The organism is Paenibacillus terrae (assembly GCF_000943545.1).
Classification (GTDB): domain Bacteria; phylum Bacillota; class Bacilli; order Paenibacillales; family Paenibacillaceae; genus Paenibacillus; species Paenibacillus terrae_A.
Map to the genome: position 1 here is coordinate 29,644 of NZ_JTHP01000234.1, position 18,716 is coordinate 48,359.

1 protein-coding gene (running past both ends of the window) is annotated in these 18,716 nt (G+C 52.9%); it reads left to right on the top strand.

Every position in this 18,716-nt window falls within one protein-coding gene, locus QD47_RS29870, for a non-ribosomal peptide synthase/polyketide synthase, read on the top strand. The gene is 42,117 nt long; 14,828 of those nucleotides lie to the left of the window and 8,573 to its right, leaving coding positions 14,829-33,544 in view, spanning codon 4,943 (partial) through codon 11,182 (partial); the first complete codon in view begins at position 2. The start codon and the stop codon both lie outside this window.

Consider the following 18,716-nt stretch of genomic DNA (forward strand, 5'->3'; position numbering starts at 1 on the left):
GATTCCGGTTCGCATTAGCAGTGAGCAGAATGCTACGTTTGCTGAAATATTGCAACGGACACAGGAGCAGGCTTTGGCCTCCAGTGCGTATGACACCTTCCCGTTGTATGACATGCAGGCGCTGACTGAACAAAAGCAAGACCTGATTAATCATATTATGATCTTTGAAAACTATCCGATCGGGCAGCAAATGAAGCAGGTGGGCAGTTCCAGCGAGACAGGCGCACAGACTGGCTTCTCTATTGCCAATGTGGCACTTGCAGAGCAAACCAACTACGATTTTAACCTGATTGTCGTGCCTGACGAGGATATCTCCATCCTGTTTGAATACAATGCTCTTGTGTATAACCGGTTTGCTATGGAGCGTATCCAAGGCCATATCGACCATGTCATCGGGCAAATTGTAGACAATCCGCATATCCGTGTGAATGAGCTGGAATTGGTAACACCGGAAGAACAAGCGCAGATTGTTCAGGTTTGGGGAGCTACGGCGGCAGCTTATCCGCAGGATCAGACGTTAAGTGCGCTGTTCGAGGAACAGGCGGCACGAACACCGGATCAGGTGGCGGTGCTGTTTGGAGCAGAGACGTTGACCTACGGTGAACTGAACGAGCGGGCGAACCGTCTTGCACGCACCCTGCGTGCAGAAGGCGTTGAACCGGATCAGCCGGTGGGCATTCTGGTACACCGCTCGCTGGAAATGATCGTGGGCATCTATGCGATCCTCAAGGCAGGCGGCGCATATGTACCAATTGACCCGGAATATCCGGCGGACCGCATTCGCTTTATGCTGGAGGACTCGGGAGCGAAGCTGGTGCTGACGCAATCGCATTTGGAAGAACAAGCGACCCTGAGCTTCGACGGCAAGGTGCTGGTGCTGGATCGTCCGGTGCTGAATGGCAAGGATATGTACCACGAAGATGGCACGAATCTGGAGCCACTGGCCGGGCCGCGTCATGTAGCCTATGTCATCTACACCTCCGGCTCCACTGGAAAACCGAAGGGCGTCATGGTTGAGCACCATTCCGTGCTGAACCGGATTTTGTGGATGCATGACCGTTACGGCTTGAGTGCAGAGGATACGATCCTGCAAAAGACTGCCTTCACATTCGACGTGTCGGTGTGGGAGCTGTTCTGGTGGTCGATGGTTGGCTCGAAGGTGAGTCTGTTGTCGGTTGGCGGGGAAAAGAATCCGGAGGACATCGTCGAAACGATTGCCCGCGATAGCGTAAGCACGATGCACTTTGTGCCTGCGATGCTGCATGCATTCCTGGAGTATGTGGAGCAGCAGCCACAGGAAGTGATACAAGCGAAGCTGGGAACGCTGCGTCATGTATTTGCCAGTGGGGAAGCGTTGCCGCCGCAGCATGTAGCGCGGTTCCAACGGCTCGTGTCAGGTATCGCTGGAGCGAAGCTGATCAACCTGTATGGCCCAACCGAAGCGACGGTGGACGTATCGTATTTCGATTGCGAGCCGACGGAGGAATATGCCGTTATTCCAATCGGAAAACCGATTCAGAACATCCGTCTGTACATCGTGAAGGAAGGCACGGAGCAATTGCAGCCGATTGGGGTTGCAGGGGAGCTGTGCATCGGCGGTGTAGGTGTAGCGCGAGGCTATCTGAACCGTCCAGAGCTGACGGCAGAGAAATTCGTTGCCGATCCGTTTGCGGATGGCGAAGCAGGCTATGAGCGGATGTACCGCACGGGCGATTTGGCGAGATGGATGCCGGACGGCAACATCGAATATTTGGGTCGGATTGACCATCAGGTGAAAATCCGGGGGTACCGGATCGAGCTGGGCGAGGTCGAATCGCAGCTGCTGAAGGTGGAGTCGGTACGCGAAGCCGTAGTCATGGCTCGTGCGGACGAAACAGGCCAAAAACAAATGGTGGCGTACTATGTCGCCGGACAAGAGCTCGGAGCCAGCGAGCTGAGAAGTGAGCTGGGCCGGGAGCTGCCAAGCTATATGGTGCCATCGTACTTTGTACAGCTGGAGCAGATGCCGCTGAGTCCGAATGGCAAAATCGACCGCAAGGCACTGCCAGCACCGGAAGGCAGCCTGCAAAGCGGGGCGGATTATGAAGAGCCGCGCACCGCACCGGAACGGGCACTCGTGGCAGTTTGGCAGTCAGTACTGGGCGTGCAAACCGTCGGTATTCTGGACAATTTCTTTGATCTGGGCGGCGATTCAATCAAGGCAATTCAAATCGCATCCCGTGCGTTCCAGGCAGGCTACAAGCTGGACATGAAGTATTTGTTCCAGTATCCAACAGTCGCAACACTGGCACCGCATATGCAAGAGGTGAGCCGTATTGCAGATCAAGGAGAAGTGAGCGGGGAAACCGCTTTGCTTCCGATCCAGCACTGGTTCTTTGCACAGGAGCGCGAGCGTCCGCAGCACTTTAATCAGGCGGTCATGCTCTATAGCGCCGAGGGCTTTGATGAGACGGCGGTTCGCCGGGCGATGGATCATATCGTGAAGCATCATGATGCATTGCGTACGGTTTTCCGTCAGGTTTCATCCGGTTACACGGCTTGGACACGCGGTGTAGATGAAGGCGCATTGTATACGCTGGAAACGGTGGATTACCGTGAACAGGCAACCTATGCGGAAGCGCTGGAAGCGAAGGCAACTGAAATTCAAAGCAGCATTTATCTGTCCGAAGGACCTCTCGTGCAACTGGGATTGTTCCGCACAGCAGAGGGCGATCATTTGCTCATAGCCATTCACCATTTGGTGATGGACGGGGTGTCGTGGCGGATTCTGTTTGAAGATTTCTCTACAGGCTACGAGCAAGCGTTAAAAGGTGAGTCTGTACGTTTGCCATATAAAACGGATTCCTTCCAAACATGGGCACGGGAGTTGTCGTCTTACGCCAACCGTCCTGAGGCTGCATCGGATGAAGTCTACTGGCAGCAGCTGGAGCAGGCCAAAGTTGATGCTGCGCCGCTGCCTAAGGATTTTGCCTATGAGGGCTCCTTGAATGCAGACAGCGAAGTGCTGACGGTGGAGTGGACCGAAGCTGAAACCCAGCAGCTGTTGAAGCAGGCACATCGCGCCTACAACACGGAGGTCAATGATTTGCTGCTGACCGCGTTAGGATTGGCGATGCATAACTGGACAGGTGCAGGACATGTGCTGGTGAATCTGGAGGGACATGGTCGGGAAGCGATCCTGCCAGAGGTGGATATTACACGTACGGTAGGCTGGTTTACGAGCTTGTATCCGGTGCTGCTGGACACGGGTGCAAATCTGACGCTGGCAGAGCGGATTAAAGACACGAAGGAAGGCCTGCGCCGGATTCCGCATAAAGGGCTGACGTATGGAACGTGGCGCTACTTGTCCCATGCGTCCGCATCGGATGAAGCACGTGCAATTGCAGCAGAACCGGAAATCAGCTTTAACTATTTGGGTCACTTCGATCAGGATCTGGAAAACAGCGGAATCACGTTGTCGTCCTACGGTGCAGGGGAGACGGATGATACACATTCACCGTTACTGTACACGCTGGATTTGAACGCGATGATCTCGGAAGGCATGCTGCGATTGACGATCGCTTACAGCCGTAAGCAGTATCGCAAAGAAACGCTGGAACGTGTGGCGGGACTGCTGCAATCCGCTTTGCAAGAGGTGATTACGCATTGCGTCGCTCAGGAACAGCCGGAGTTGACTCCGAGTGATGTGTCCTTCAAAGGTCTGACGACTGGAGAGCTGGAACAAATTGCGGAGCAGGCTGCACGTACAGGTGAGCTGGAAAATGTATACGCACTGACGCCGATGCAGAAGGGTATGCTCTTTTACAATCTTATGGATTCGCAATCGGGAGCTTATTTTGAGCAGGCATCCTTTGATCTGCAAGGACATTTTAATATCGCTGCTTTTGCGGCAAGCCTGGATGTATTGGTGCAGCGGCATACGGCACTGCGCACGAACTTCTACAGTGGCTGGAAGGATGAACCGCTTCAGGTTGTGTACCGCAATAAGCGCAGTGAACTATATGTAGAGGACCTGCGCGATGTGGAGGAAGAGAAGCAAAACGAGTACATCCTCGAATATACGCGTAAAGACAAGCAGAGGGGCTTTGATCTGGCGCAAGATGCCTTGATGCGTGTCGCTGTTTTGCGCACAGGTGAGGATTCGTACCGTTTTGTATGGAGTTTCCATCATATCGTGATGGACGGCTGGTGCCTGTCGCTGGTGACAAACGAAGTATTTGCGAGCTATTTTGCGATACTGGCCCATAAGCAGCCTGAGCTGGCACCAATAACGCCGTACAGTCAATATATTGAATGGCTGGAGCAGCAGGATCGTCAGGCCGCATCAGGTTACTGGAGCAAGGTTCTGGAAGGGTATGAGGAACAGTCCCGATTGCCACAGGCTAAAATCCAGGGTAAAACGGGATATCAGGCGGAGCGTCTGGATTTTGACTTGGGCGCAGATCTAACGGCAAGCATTCAGCGAATAGCCAATCGTTATCAGGTAACCATCAATACGTTGATGCAGACCGTTTGGGGCATTTTGCTGCAAAAATATAATGGCACAGATGATGTGGTATTTGGCAGCGTGGTATCTGGACGTCCGGCAGAAATTCCAAATGTGGAGCACATCATTGGTTTGTTTATCAATACGATTCCTGTACGCATCAGCAGTCATGTGGATAGCTTATTCTCAGACGTGATGAAGCAAACACAGGAGCAATCGATTGCTTCCCATGCCTATGATACGTACCCGTTGTATGAAATTCAGGGGTTGTCGGAGCTTAAGCAGGATTTGATTAATCATATTCTTATTTTTGAGAACTATCCGGTAGAGGAACAAATTGAGCAATTAGGTAACGGTGATGGGTCCAGCTTCAGCATCACAGGCGTTGAGTCTGTCGAGCAGACCAACTATGACTTTAACCTGGTGGTGCTGCCGGGGAACACTATTCATATGAGCTTTGGCTATAATGCACTGGCATTTGAACGTGAAAGTGTAGAACAAATTCGAGGTCATCTGGTGCAGCTGCTGGAGCAAGTGACGGAGAAGCCGGACATTCGGGTGCAAGAGCTGGATATGTTAAGTGAGCAGGAGCGAGAGCAAATTCTGGGCGTATGGGGAGATACTGCCGCCGAGTATCCAAGCGAGCAGACAATCCATGGCTTGTTCGAGACACAAACAGCGCAGACACCGGAGCAGGCAGCGTTGTTCTTCGAAGGAGAGCAGTTGACCTATCGCGAGCTGAATGAACGTGCGAATCGTCTGGCTCGTACCTTGCGCAGTCAAGGCGTGACGAAGGATCGTCTAGTAGGTCTGATGACCGAGCGTTCGGTAGACATGATTGTGGGCATCTTCGGGATTTTGAAAGCCGGGGGCGCATATGTGCCAATTGATCCAACGTATCCAGAGGAGCGTATCCGCTACATGCTGGACGACTCAGGGGCAGAGCTGTTGTTGACGCAAAGCCATCTGGTGAACAAAGTAACCTTTGACGGCAACGTGCTGGTGCTGGATGGGGCACAGGGTATGTATCACGAGGATGGTTCCAATCTGGAGCCGTTGTCCGGTCCAAACGATTTGGCGTATGTGATTTATACGTCGGGTACGACGGGGCAGCCGAAGGGCGTTATGCTGGAGCATCACGGGCTGTGCAATCTGAAAACGTATTTTGATCAGACACTTCGGATCAGCACGTCGGATCATGCGTTGTTGTTCGCCAGCTATTCGTTTGACGCGGCTTGCTGGGAAATCTTCCAGGCGCTGTTCTGTGGAGCCACGTTGTACGTGCCAACGTCAGAGACGATTTTGAACTATGAGAGATTCGAGCAATATATGGCGGATCATCAAATCACCGTGGCAGCCTTACCGCCGACCTATGCGGTGTATCTGGAGCCGGAACGGATGCCAAACCTGCGTATTCTGTTCACTGCTGGTTCAGCATCATCAACAGAGCTGATATACAAGTGGAAGGACCAGGTGGCGTACTACAACGGCTACGGTCCGACAGAAAACTCGGTAGCGACGTCGGTTTGGTCGGTATCCGAAGACGAGAGAGCAGGCCAACTGATTTCCATCGGACGTCCTATTCCGAATCATCGGGTATACATGGTGGATGTGCATGGACATTTGGCTCCGGTAGGCGTAGCGGGTGAGCTGTGTGTATCTGGTCCGGGTCTGGCCCGTGGTTATCTGGATCGTCCAGAGCTGACGGCTGAGAAATTTGTACCGAATCCATTTGCGGCTGGCGAAGCAGGCTATGAACGGATGTATCGCACGGGTGACTTGGCGAGATGGATGCCGGATGGCAACATCGAATATTTGGGCCGGATCGACCATCAGGTAAAAATCCGGGGCTACCGGATCGAGCTGGGCGAGGTCGAGGCACAAATTTTGAAAGTGGAAGATGTGCAAGAGGTCATCGTACTGGCCCAGGCGGACGAGCAGGGGCAAAATCAACTGGTGGCGTACTATGTTGCCGAACGGGACGTGAACGCAGGAGAGCTTCGCAGCTTACTGGGCGAGGAGCTGCCAAATTACATGGTGCCTTCGTATTTCATCCAGTTGGAACAGATGCCATTGACACCGAACGGTAAGATCGACCGCAAGGCACTGCCGGCACCGGAAGGCAGCCTGCAAAGCGGAGCGGATTATGTAGAGCCGCGTACAGCACTGGAGCAGACTTTGGTTTCCATTTGGCAGGCTGTGTTAGGGGCGAAGAGAGTCGGGATTTTGGATAATTTCTTTGATCTGGGTGGAGATTCGATCAAGGCGATCCAGGTATCCTCCCGTTTGCTGCAAGCTGGCTACAAGCTGGAAATGAAGGATTTGTTCCAATATCCTTCCGTATCGCTGCTGAGTGGTCATGTCCACAAGGTCAGCCGTACAGCCGATCAGCGTGCGGTTTCGGGAGGGGTCAAGCTGACCCCGATTCAGCAATGGTTCTTTGGACAATTCTTAGCAGAGCCGCATTATTTCAACCAGTCGGTGATGCTGTATAGAGAGCAAGGCTTCGATGAAGCCGCATTGCATCAAACGGTGACCAAGGTGACCGAGCATCATGATGCGCTGCGCATGGTCTTCCGTCAGACCGAACAGGGCTATGAAGCGTGGAATCGTGGCTTGAACGAAGGCAAGCTGTATAGTCTGGACGTTGTTGATTTGACGGGCGTCGAAGACGCTGCGGACGTGGTGAAGGCCATTGAAGAGAAAGCGAATGCTATTCAAAGTTCCATTCGTCTGGACGAGGGACCACTGGTCAAGCTGGGGCTGTTCCATTGCACGGACGGAGATCATTTACTGATTGCGATCCACCATGTGGTCGTAGATGGCATTTCATGGCGGATTGTGTTTGAGGATTTTGCCACCGGATATGAGCAGGCGGTTCGGGGAGAAGCGATTCGTCTGCCATATAAAACGGACTCTTTCTCCGTTTGGGCAGAGCGCTTGTCTCAATATGCGAATAGTCCGGCCATCGAAAACGAACGCGAATATTGGCAGCATCTCGCCCAAATGGAATTCGCATCGTTGCCTAAGGATCAAGAGAGCGCGGAAGGACAGCATTCTCTGATAAGAGACAGTGAGACTGTGACCGTGGCTTGGAGCGAGCAGGAAACACGACTACTGCTTCAGGAAGCACACCGTGCGTATAACACAGAGGTCAATGATCTGCTGTTAACCGCACTGGGTACAGCGTTATACAACTGGAGCGGTCAGGAGCGTGTGCTGGTCAACCTGGAAGGACATGGCCGGGAAGCCATTATTCCAGATATCGACATCACACGTACAGTGGGCTGGTTTACGAGCCAATATCCGCTGCTGCTCGATGTTGACGGTAAGGCAGAAGTTGGTCAGCGAATCAAACGGGTGAAGGAAGATCTGCGTCATGTGCCACATAAGGGCATTGGCTACGGTATTTTGAAATATATGTCTCAGCATGCTGCCAATCCTTCCTTGACCTTGCAGCCTGAAATTAGCTTTAACTATTTGGGACAATTTGATCAGGATTTGGAAAATGGTGATATCACGCTGTCTTCACATACAGGTGGAGAGCCGATGAGTGACAATACCGCTCTGGAGCATCCACTGAATGTGAACGGGATGATTACAGCAGGCGTGCTCACGTTGGAAATTCGCTATGACAGCAAGGTATATCATCAACAAAACGTGGAAAAATTTGCACAATTGCTGCAGGAGAGCTTGCAGGAAGTGATCGTTCATTGTGCCTCCAAAGAGCGGAGTGAGCTAACACCAAGCGATGTATTGTTCAAGGGCTTGACGTTGGAGAAGTTGGAACAATTGACGGAGCAAATGGCTGCTGTGGGTGAGCTGGAAAATGTTTATGCTCTCTCGCCTATGCAGAAGGGGATGCTTTTCCATAGCTTGATGGAGCCGGAATCAGGCGCATACTTCCAGCAAGCGTCGTTTGATCAAAAAGGCAGCTTTGATGTTGCTGTTTTCCGGAAGAGTCTTGATCTACTGACACAGCGTCATGAGGCGCTGCGGACGAATTTCCATATGTTTGAGACAGGGCACAATCAGGAGCCGTTGCAGATCGTGTTCCGTCACAAAGATAGCGACCTTTCCTTCAAGGATTTACGCGGAATGCAGGAAGCGGAGCAAAAGGCATATATTCAGGCGTTCAAGCTGGAGGATCAGGCTCGGGGCTTTAATCTCGGTACCGATGCGCTCATGCGCGTACAGGTGTTGCAGACAAATGAAGAAACGTATCATTTGGTGTGGAGCTTCCATCACATTGTCATGGACGGCTGGTGCTTGTCGCTGGTTACAGGTGAAGTGTTCGGTACGTACTTTGCGCTGCTGGAGCAGAAGCAGCCGGAGCTTGCTGCGATCACACCGTATGGCCAATATATCGAATGGCTGGAGCGTCAGGATGAACGTGAGGCAAAAGATTATTGGAGCAGCTATTTGGCAGGCTTTGAACAGCAGACTTTGTTACCTGGCTCGGATGCTTCATTAAAAGATCAAGCCGTGGACAGCAGGGAAAATGCTCCATCCACTACAGCTAGTGAAACCAGCGAATATATTTCTGAAAAAATAACGGTGGAGCTGGATCAAACGTGGAGCGAAGCCATGTACCGAATTGCGAAGCAGCAGCAGGTGACGATTAATACGCTGATGCAAAGCGTGTGGGGCCTTATTTTGCAGAAATATAACAACAATGAGGATGTTATTTTCGGTAGTGTCGTATCTGGACGTCCGACTGATATTGCTGGTGTAGAGAATATGATCGGTTTGTTCATTAATACGATACCGGTTCGGATTCAAAGTGAACGGAATGCCACTTTTGTGGAGGTTATGCGGAAAACGCAGGAGCAGGCACTGGCCTCGGGAGTATACGACAGTTTCCCTCTGTATGAGATTCAGGCACTGACTGAGCAGAAGCAAAATCTGATTAACCACATTATGGTATTTGAGAATTACCCGGTAGAGCAGCAGGTGGAGCAGCTTGGCGAAGTTCGTCCGTCCGCTTTTGAAATTACGAATGTAGAGGTTGTCGAGCAAACGAATTATGATCTGGACTTGATTGTGATGCCTGATGAAGTCTTCAGCATCATGTTCAGATATAACGCCAATGTGTACGATCGAGCTACGATAGAGCGTATGCAAGGACATGTATTGCATGTAATTGAGCAAATCGTGAACAATCCGCATATCCGTGTGAATGAGCTGGAATTGGTGACAGCGGAAGAACAAGCGCAGATTGTTCAGGTTTGGGGAGCTACGGCGGCAGCTTATCCGCAGGATCAGACGTTAAGTGCGCTGTTCGAGGAACAGGCGGCACGAACACCGGATCAGGTGGCAGTGCTGTTTGGAGCAGAGACGTTGACCTACGGTGAACTGAACGAGCGGGCCAATCGTCTTGCACGTACCCTGCGTGCGGAAGGCGTTGAACCGGATCAGCCAGTGGGCATTCTGGTACACCGCTCGCTGGAAATGATCGTGGGCATCTATGCGATCCTCAAGGCAGGCGGAGCCTACGTGCCGATTGACCCGGAATATCCGACGGACCGCATCCGCTTCATGCTGGAGGACTCGGGAGCGAAGCTGGTGCTGACGCAATCGCATTTGGAAGAACAAGCGTCGCTGAGCTTCGACGGCAAGGTGCTGGTGCTGGATCGTCCGGTGCTGGATGGCAAGGACATGTACCACGAAGACGGCTCGAATCTGGAGCCACTGGCTGGTCCGCGTCATGTAGCCTACGTTATCTACACTTCCGGCTCGACTGGAAAACCGAAGGGAGTTATGGTCGAACACCATTCCGTGCTGAACCGGATTTTGTGGATGCATGACCGTTACGGCTTGAGTGCAGAGGATACGATCCTGCAAAAGACTGCCTTCACATTCGACGTGTCGGTGTGGGAGCTGTTCTGGTGGTCGATGGTGGGCTCGAAGGTGAGTCTGTTGTCGGTTGGCGGGGAAAAGAATCCGGAGGACATCGTCGAAACGATTGCCCGCGATGGCGTAAGCACGATGCACTTTGTGCCTGCGATGCTGCATGCATTCCTGGAGTATGTGGAGCAGCAGCCGTTGGAAGTGGTGAAAGCGAAGCTGGGAACGCTGCGCCATGTATTTGCCAGTGGGGAAGCGTTGCCTCCGCAGCATGTAGCGCGGTTCCAACGGCTCGTGTCAGATATCGCTGGAGCGAAGCTGATCAACCTGTATGGCCCAACCGAAGCGACGGTGGACGTATCGTACTTTGATTGCGAGCCGACGGAGGAATATGCCGTTATTCCAATCGGAAAACCGATTCAGAACATCCGTCTGTACATCGTGAAGGAAGGCACGGAGCAATTGCAGCCGATTGGGGTTGCAGGGGAGCTGTGCATCGGCGGTGTAGGTGTAGCACGTGGCTATCTGAACCGTCCGGAGCTGACGGCAGAGAAATTCGTTGCCGATTCGTTTGCCGGTGGCGAAGCAGGATATGAGCGGATGTACCGCACGGGCGATTTGGCGAGATGGATGCCGGACGGCAACATCGAATATTTGGGCCGGATCGACCATCAGGTGAAAATCCGGGGGTACCGGATCGAGCTGGGCGAGGTCGAATCGCAGCTGCTGAAGGTGGAGTCGGTACGAGAAGCGGTCGTCATGGCTCGTGCAGATGAAACAGGCCAAAAACAAATGGTGGCGTACTACGTCGCCGGACAAGAGCTCGGAGCTAGCGAGCTGAGAAGTGAGCTGGGGCGGGAGCTGCCAAGCTATATGGTGCCATCGTACTTTGTACAGCTGGAGCACATGCCGCTGAGTCCGAATGGCAAAATCGACCGCAAGGCACTGCCAGCACCGGAAGGCAGCCTGCAAAGCGGAGCGGATTATGTCGCACCGCGGACGTGGGTGGAAGTGAAGCTGGCGCAAATTTGGCAGGATGTGCTGGGCCTGGCGCAGGTTGGCGTGAAGGAAAACTTCTTCGAGATTGGCGGACATTCACTGCGTGCGACGACACTGGCCTCGAAGATTCACAAGGAGCTGAACAAGCCGCTTCCATTGCGCAGTATTTTTGAAGCACCAACGATTGAACAACTGGCAGCGGTTCTGGAAAGTCTGGATCAAGTGGCGTATGCATCCATTCCGGTAACGGAAGCCCGTGGCTTCTACCCGTTATCCTCGGCGCAAAAACGACTGTATGTGCTGCATCAGTTCGACCCGAATGATGTGAACTACAACATGCCATCGGTGCTGCAAGTGAGCGGTCCGCTGGATGTGAAACGAGTAGAAGACGTGTTCCGTCAACTGATCGCTCGCCATGCGACCTTGCGTACCCGCTTTGAACTGGTGGACAGTGAGCCGATGCAATGGATTGAGGACATTGTGCCGTTCGAAGTGGAATATGCAAAGGTTCAGGCAGTGGATACGACTACTACGGATACAGACACGATGGTCAGCAAGGAAGCGCAAGAGCGGGTGCGGCGCTTTGTACGTCCGTTCGATCTGCAAGCTGCGCCGCTGCTGCGGGTAGGCTTGGTGGACCTGGGCGTACAAGGAGTGGAGCAAGAATCGCAGCATTTGCTCATGCTCGACATGCATCATATCGTTTCGGACGGTGTGTCTATGGAGGTACTGACCGATGAATTTGTCCGCTTGTATGACGGTGAAGAGCTGTCGCCATTGCGGATTCAGTACAAGGATTATGCGGTATGGCAGCAAAGCGAAGCCCATCAGGAGTGGATGCAGCGTCAGGAAGCGTACTGGCTCAACACCTTCCGAGGCGAACTGCCTGTGCTGGATCTGGCAACCGACTTTGCCCGCCCGGCGATGCAGAGTACAGCAGGGAATACGATCGAATTCGGACTGGAGCGTGAAGTTAGCGAACGCTTGAAAGAACTGGCGGCGCAAACAGGCTCCACGCTGTATATGGTGCTGCTGGCGGCGTACACCGCGCTCTTGCATAAATACACGGGCCAAGAGGATATCGTGGTTGGAACGCCGATTGCCGGAAGACCGCATGCGGAACTGGAGAGCCTGGTAGGTGTATTCATCAACACGTTGGCGATCCGTAATTATCCGTCTGGCGACAAATCATTCCTTGATTATCTGCAAGAGGTCAAGGAGCATGCGCTCAGTGCTTATGAGCATCAAGACTATCCTTTTGAAGAGCTGGTTGAGAAGCTGAATTTAACGCGGGATACAAGTCGAAATGCGCTGTTTGACACGATGTTTGAGTTGAAAACATTGGAGCAGCAGGAGTTGCAGCTGGAAGGTCTTACTCTAAATTCGTATCCGATGGAAAATAATACTGCCAAATTTGATCTGACCCTGGATGCAGTGGAGCAGCCGGAAGGTATTCTGTGCAGTCTGGAATACAGCACGGCGCTGTACAAGCCTGAAACCATCGCGCGATTGGCCAAGCATTTTACCGAACTCGTTCGTGCTATTACACTTGATCCGCAGCAGCCACTGGCAGCTTTGGATATGGTAACCGTTGAGGAAAAAGCACAAATCATCTACGGCTTTGGAGATGTGGGGGTATCAGATGTTACTGCTGTTAAAGCAGGAGCCCTGTTCCATGCCTTTGTGGAAGAACAGGCGCAGCTTATACCGGATCACGTGGCGGTTGTGTACGAGGATCAACAACTTACGTACCGTAAACTGAACGAGCGTGCGAACCAATTGGCTCGTAGATTGCGGAATGAAGGCATTGGACGCGAGTCGATTGTCGGCATCTTGAGCGAACGCTCGGTAGACATGCTGGTCGGCGTACTGGCAGTGTGGAAGGCTGGAGGCGCATATGTTCCGCTGGATGCAGACTATCCGTCAGAACGTATTCGTTTCATGCTGGAGGACAGCGGTGCTACGGTGCTGTTGACCCAAACAGGCTTGCAGGAGCGTGCCCAGGTATGGCTGGAGGAAAGCCGAGGGGTCTTGGCCGGAGGGAAGTCTGAGGGCCAACTGGAAACGGCGGTTAGTGCTGAAACGGTGGAATTAGATACCCTCCATGGAGACCTGAGTTTAACATTAGACTCGCCATCTGACAGTGAAGCAACATCCGAACCAGCAACAGGACTGCGTTTGCAGACTGTACTGGCGTTGGACAATGAGTCGCTGTACACCGGGGATATTGCGGATGTCGAACCTGTCAATGAGCCGCAGGATCTGGCGTATGTGATCTATACCTCCGGTACAACAGGACGTCCGAAAGGGGTCATGATTGAGCATCACAGCTTGGTGAATACGGCTGCGGCGTATCGCCGGGGTTACCGTCTGAACCAGTTCCCGGTACGGTTGTTGCAATTGGCGAGCTTCTCCTTCGACGTATTCGTCGGGGATATCGCACGGGCGCTCTATAACGGTGGAACGATGGTCATTTGTCCGAAAGACGATCGGATTGATCTCAGCCGTCTGTATGGCTGGATTCACGATTATCAGATTACGGTGTTTGAATCGACCCCAGCCCTGATCGTACCGTTCATGCAGCATGTGCATGAACAGGGACTGGACATGAGCAGTCTGGAACTGCTCATCACCAGCTCGGATAGCTGCAACGTGGCGGATTACCGAGTGCTGCAAGAGCGGTTTGGTGCAGATACTCGGATTATTAACAGCTATGGTGTAACGGAAGCGGCGATTGACTCCAGCTTCTACGACGAAGAGCTGTCGAAGCTGCCAAGCAGCGGCAGTGTGCCGATTGGCAAAGCGTGGCTGAACGCACGTTTTTATATCGTGGACAGCCAACTGAATCCGGTGCCTATCGGTGTGCTGGGTGAGCTGTGTATTGGCGGAGCCGGGGTAGCACGCGGGTATCTGAACCGTGCCGACCTGACGGCTGAGAAATTCGTGGCAAATCCGTACGTGCCGGGTGAACGATTGTACCGCACAGGCGATTTGGCGCGGTGGATGCCGGACGGAAATGTGGACTTTATCGGGCGGATGGACTATCAAGTCAAAATCCGGGGCTATCGGATTGAACTGGGCGAGGTGGAAGCGCAGCTGCTGACCGTGGATGGGATTCAGAAAGCCATGGTCACTGCCTGGGAAAACGAAGACGGAAACAAGGACCTGTGTGCGTATCTCGTAGCCTCAGAGGCGCTGAGTTTGCCGGATCTGCGCAAAGCGCTGCAGCCAAAGCTGCCGGGCTATATGATCCCGACGTATGTCGTACAACTGGATCGTTTCCCGCTGACACCAAACGGAAAAATCGACCGCAAAGCGTTGCCTGCGCCAGAAGCGCGCTTGGGAGGCACGGAGTACGTTGCGCCGCGGACATTGCTGGAAGAGCAGCTAGTACGTATCTGGCAAGGTGTACTGAATCATTCGCAGATAGGCATTAAGGATAACTTCTTTGAAGTGGGAGGACATTCTCTGCGCGCCACAACACTGGTGGCGAAAATTCATCAGGAGCTGCATCACAAGCTGGCGCTGCGAGATATTTTCCAATATCCGACGATTGAGCAATTGGTACAGGTGATGGGTGAACATCAGACACAGCAAACGTATGTATCCATACCTGTTGTGGAGGAGCGCGCATATTATCCAGTTTCCTCGGCGCAAAAACGGATGTATGTTTTGAGTCACCTGGAAGGTGGAGAGGTTAGCTACAACATGCCGGAAGCTTTGATTATTGAAGGTTTCCTGGATAAAATGCGACTGGAGCAAGCCTTCCGCCAGCTGATTGCCCGTCATGAAACCCTGCGAACCAGATTCGATATGGTGGATGGCGAGGTTGTTCAACGTATTGATCCAAATGTCGAATTCAATGTGGAGTATGTGCAGGCAAGCGAAGAAGAGACACAGCAGTACGCACTGGACTTTGTACGTGCATTTGATCTCGCGCAAGCACCGTTGCTGCGGGTTCAGTTGGTGGAAAACGGACCGCAACGTCACGTTATGCTCTATGACATGCACCATATTATTTCGGATGGCGTTACTGAGGGAATTATCGTGCAGGAGCTCTCTCAATTGTATGCAGGCAAGGAGCTGCCGCCACTTCGCATCCAGTACAAGGACTATGCCGTTTGGCAGCATGCAGATATGCAAAGTGAACGTCTTCGTGAGCAAGAAGGCTATTGGCTGAAAACCATGGCTGGTGAAATTCCGGCGCTGGATATGCCAACAGATTTTGCAAGACCAGCCGTACAGCGTCTGGAAGGAGCTCGATTGGATTTTGCGATCAGCATGGAGGACAGCGAGCAGTTGAAACAGCTGGCCGCTCAAACCGGATCAACCTTGTACATGGTGTTGCTTGCAGCGTATAGCACGCTTTTGCATAAATATTCGGGGCAGGAGGACATTATCGTCGGAACGCCGATTGCCGGAAGACCACATGCGGAGTTGGGTGGCCTGATAGGCGTATTTCTCAACACGTTGGCGATCCGCAATTATCCGTCTGGCGATAAAGCATTCCTTGATTACCTGCAGGAGGTCAAAGAGCATGCGCTCAGTGCTTATGAGCATCAAGACTATCCTTTTGAAGAGCTGGTTGAAAAGCTGAATTTGATACGGGATACGAGCCGAAATGCACTGTTTGACACGATGTTTGAGTTGAAAACATTTGAGCAGCAGGAGTTGCAGCTGGAAGGTCTGGCCTTAAAGCCGTATCCGACGGAAAATAATACTGCCAAATTTGATTTGACTCTGGATGCAGTGGAGCAGCCGGAAGGTATTCTGTGCAGTCTGGAATACAGCACGGCGCTGTACAAGCCTGAAACCATCGCGCGATTGGCCAAGCATTTTACCGAACTCGTTCGTGCCATTACACTTCATCCACAGCAGCCACTGGCAACTTTGGATATGGTAACCGTCGAGGAGAAAGCACAAATCATCTACGGTTTTGGAGATGTGGGGGTATCAGATGTTACTGCTGTTGAAGCAGGAGCCCTGTTCCATACCTTTGTGGAAGAACAGGCGCAGCTTGTATCGGATCACGTGGCGGTTGTGTACGAGGAGCAACAACTTACGTACCGCAAACTGAACGAGCGTGCGAACCAATTGGCTCGCAGACTGCGAAATGAAGGCATTGGACGTGAGTCGATTGTCGGCATCTTGAGCGAACGCTCGGTAGACATGCTGGTCGGCGTACTGGCAGTGTGGAAGGCTGGAGGCGCATATGTGCCGCTGGATGCAGACTATCCGTCAGAACGTATTCGTTTCATGCTGGAGGACAGCGGTGCTACGGTGCTGTTGACTCAAACAGGCTTGCAGGAGCGTGCCCAGGTATGGCTGGATGAAAACAAAGCAACATCCGAACCAGCAACAGGACTGCGTCTGCAAACTGTACTGGCGTTGGACGATGAGTCGCTGTACACCGGGGATACCGCGGATATCGAGCATATCAACGAGCCGCAGGACCTGGCGTATGTGATCTACACCTCCGGTACAACGGGACGTCCGAAGGGAGTCATGATCGAGCATCGCAGCTTGGTGAATACGGCTGCGGCGTATCGCCGGGATTACCGTCTGAACCAGTTCCCGGTACGGCTGCTGCAGCTGGCGAGCTTCTCCTTCGACGTATTCGTCGGGGATATCGCACGGGCGCTCTATAACGGCGGAACGATGGTCATCTGCCCGAAAGATGACCGGATTGATCCAAGCCGTCTGTATAGCTGGATTCGCAATTATCAGGTTACGGTGTTCGAATCGACACCGGCCCTGATCGTACCGTTCATGCAGCATGTGCATGAACAGGGACTGGACATGAGCAGTCTGGAACTGCTGATCACGAGCTCAGATAGCTGCAGCGTGACGGATTATCGGGTGCTGCAAGAACGGTTTGGTGCAGACATTCGCATCATTAACAGCTACGGCGTAACGGAAGCGGCGATTGACTCCAGCTTCTATGACGAAGAGCTATCGAAGCTGCCGAGCAGCGGCAGTGTGCCGATTGGTCAGGCGTGGCTGAATGCACGTTTTTATATCGTGGACAGCCAGCTGAATCCGGTACCTGTCGGCGTACTGGGCGAGCTATGCATTGGCGGAGCCGGGGTAGCACGGGGATACCTGAACCGTGCCGACCTGACGGCTGAGAAATTCGTGGCGAATCCGTACGTGCCGGGTGAACGATTGTATCGCACCGGAGACCTGGCGCGGTGGATGCCGGACGGGAATGTGGACTTTATCGGCCGGATGGACTATCAAGTCAAAATCCGGGGCTACCGGATCGAGCTGGGCGAGATCGAAACCGTGATCCAGCGGGTGCCGGGTGTGCGTCAAGCGGTCGTGATCGACCGGACAGACGAGCGTGGACACAAGTATTTGTGCGGCTATATCACGGGAGAAGCGGAGCTGCGGATCGAGGAGGTACAGGCCGAGCTGGAAGCAGGGCTGCCAGCGCACATGGTGCCAGCACGCTTGATGCGTCTGGAGACAATTCCGCTGACGAGCAACGGCAAAATCGACCGCAAGGCCTTGCCAGAGCCGGAAGGCAGCATCCATACAGGTGCAGCCTATGTAGCACCGCGTACAACGGTAGAGCAGGTATTGGCTTCGGTATGGGCCGGGGTGCTCGGCGTGGAAACGGTAGGCACGCAGGATAACTTCTTCGAGCTGGGCGGCGATTCGATCAAGGCCTTGCAAGTATCGTCCCGATTGCTGCAAGCAGGCTACCGACTGAACATGAAGGATCTGTTCAGTAATCCAACGGTGTCTGCATTGGCGCTGAAAGTCCAATCTGTGACAAGATTGGCAGATCAGAGCGAAGTGGTGGGCGCTGTGAAGCTGACACCAGTTCAACAATGGTTCTTTGAGCAAAACCTGACGGATGCTCATCATCATAACCAGTCCATCATGCTGCATAGCAAGGATGGTTTTGATGAAAAGGCACTGCGTACAGCGATGGATCAAATTGTTAGCCATCACGACGCGCTGCGTACCATTTTCCGTCCTACCGATCACGGATACGAAGCATGGAACCGTGCGATTGGTGAGGGTAAGCTGTACACGCTGGAACAGACGGACTTCAGCAATGAGACTGAGGTGTCTGCGGCCATCGAGGCCAAAGCGAATGAAATTCAAGCTGGAATTGATTTGAGTGAAGGACCGCTGGTGAAGCTGGGGCTGTTCCATTGCCCAGATGGAGATCATTTGCTGATTGCGATTCATCACTTAGTGGTGGACACCGTATCCTGGCGCATTTTGTTCGAGGATATTACGACAGCCTATGAGCAGGCATTGAACGGACAAGCGACTCGTCTTCCGTACAAAACGGATTCGTTCTGCACCTGGGCTGATGGACAATCTCAATATGCGAACGGTCCGGAAATTGCAGCGGAACTCGCATTCT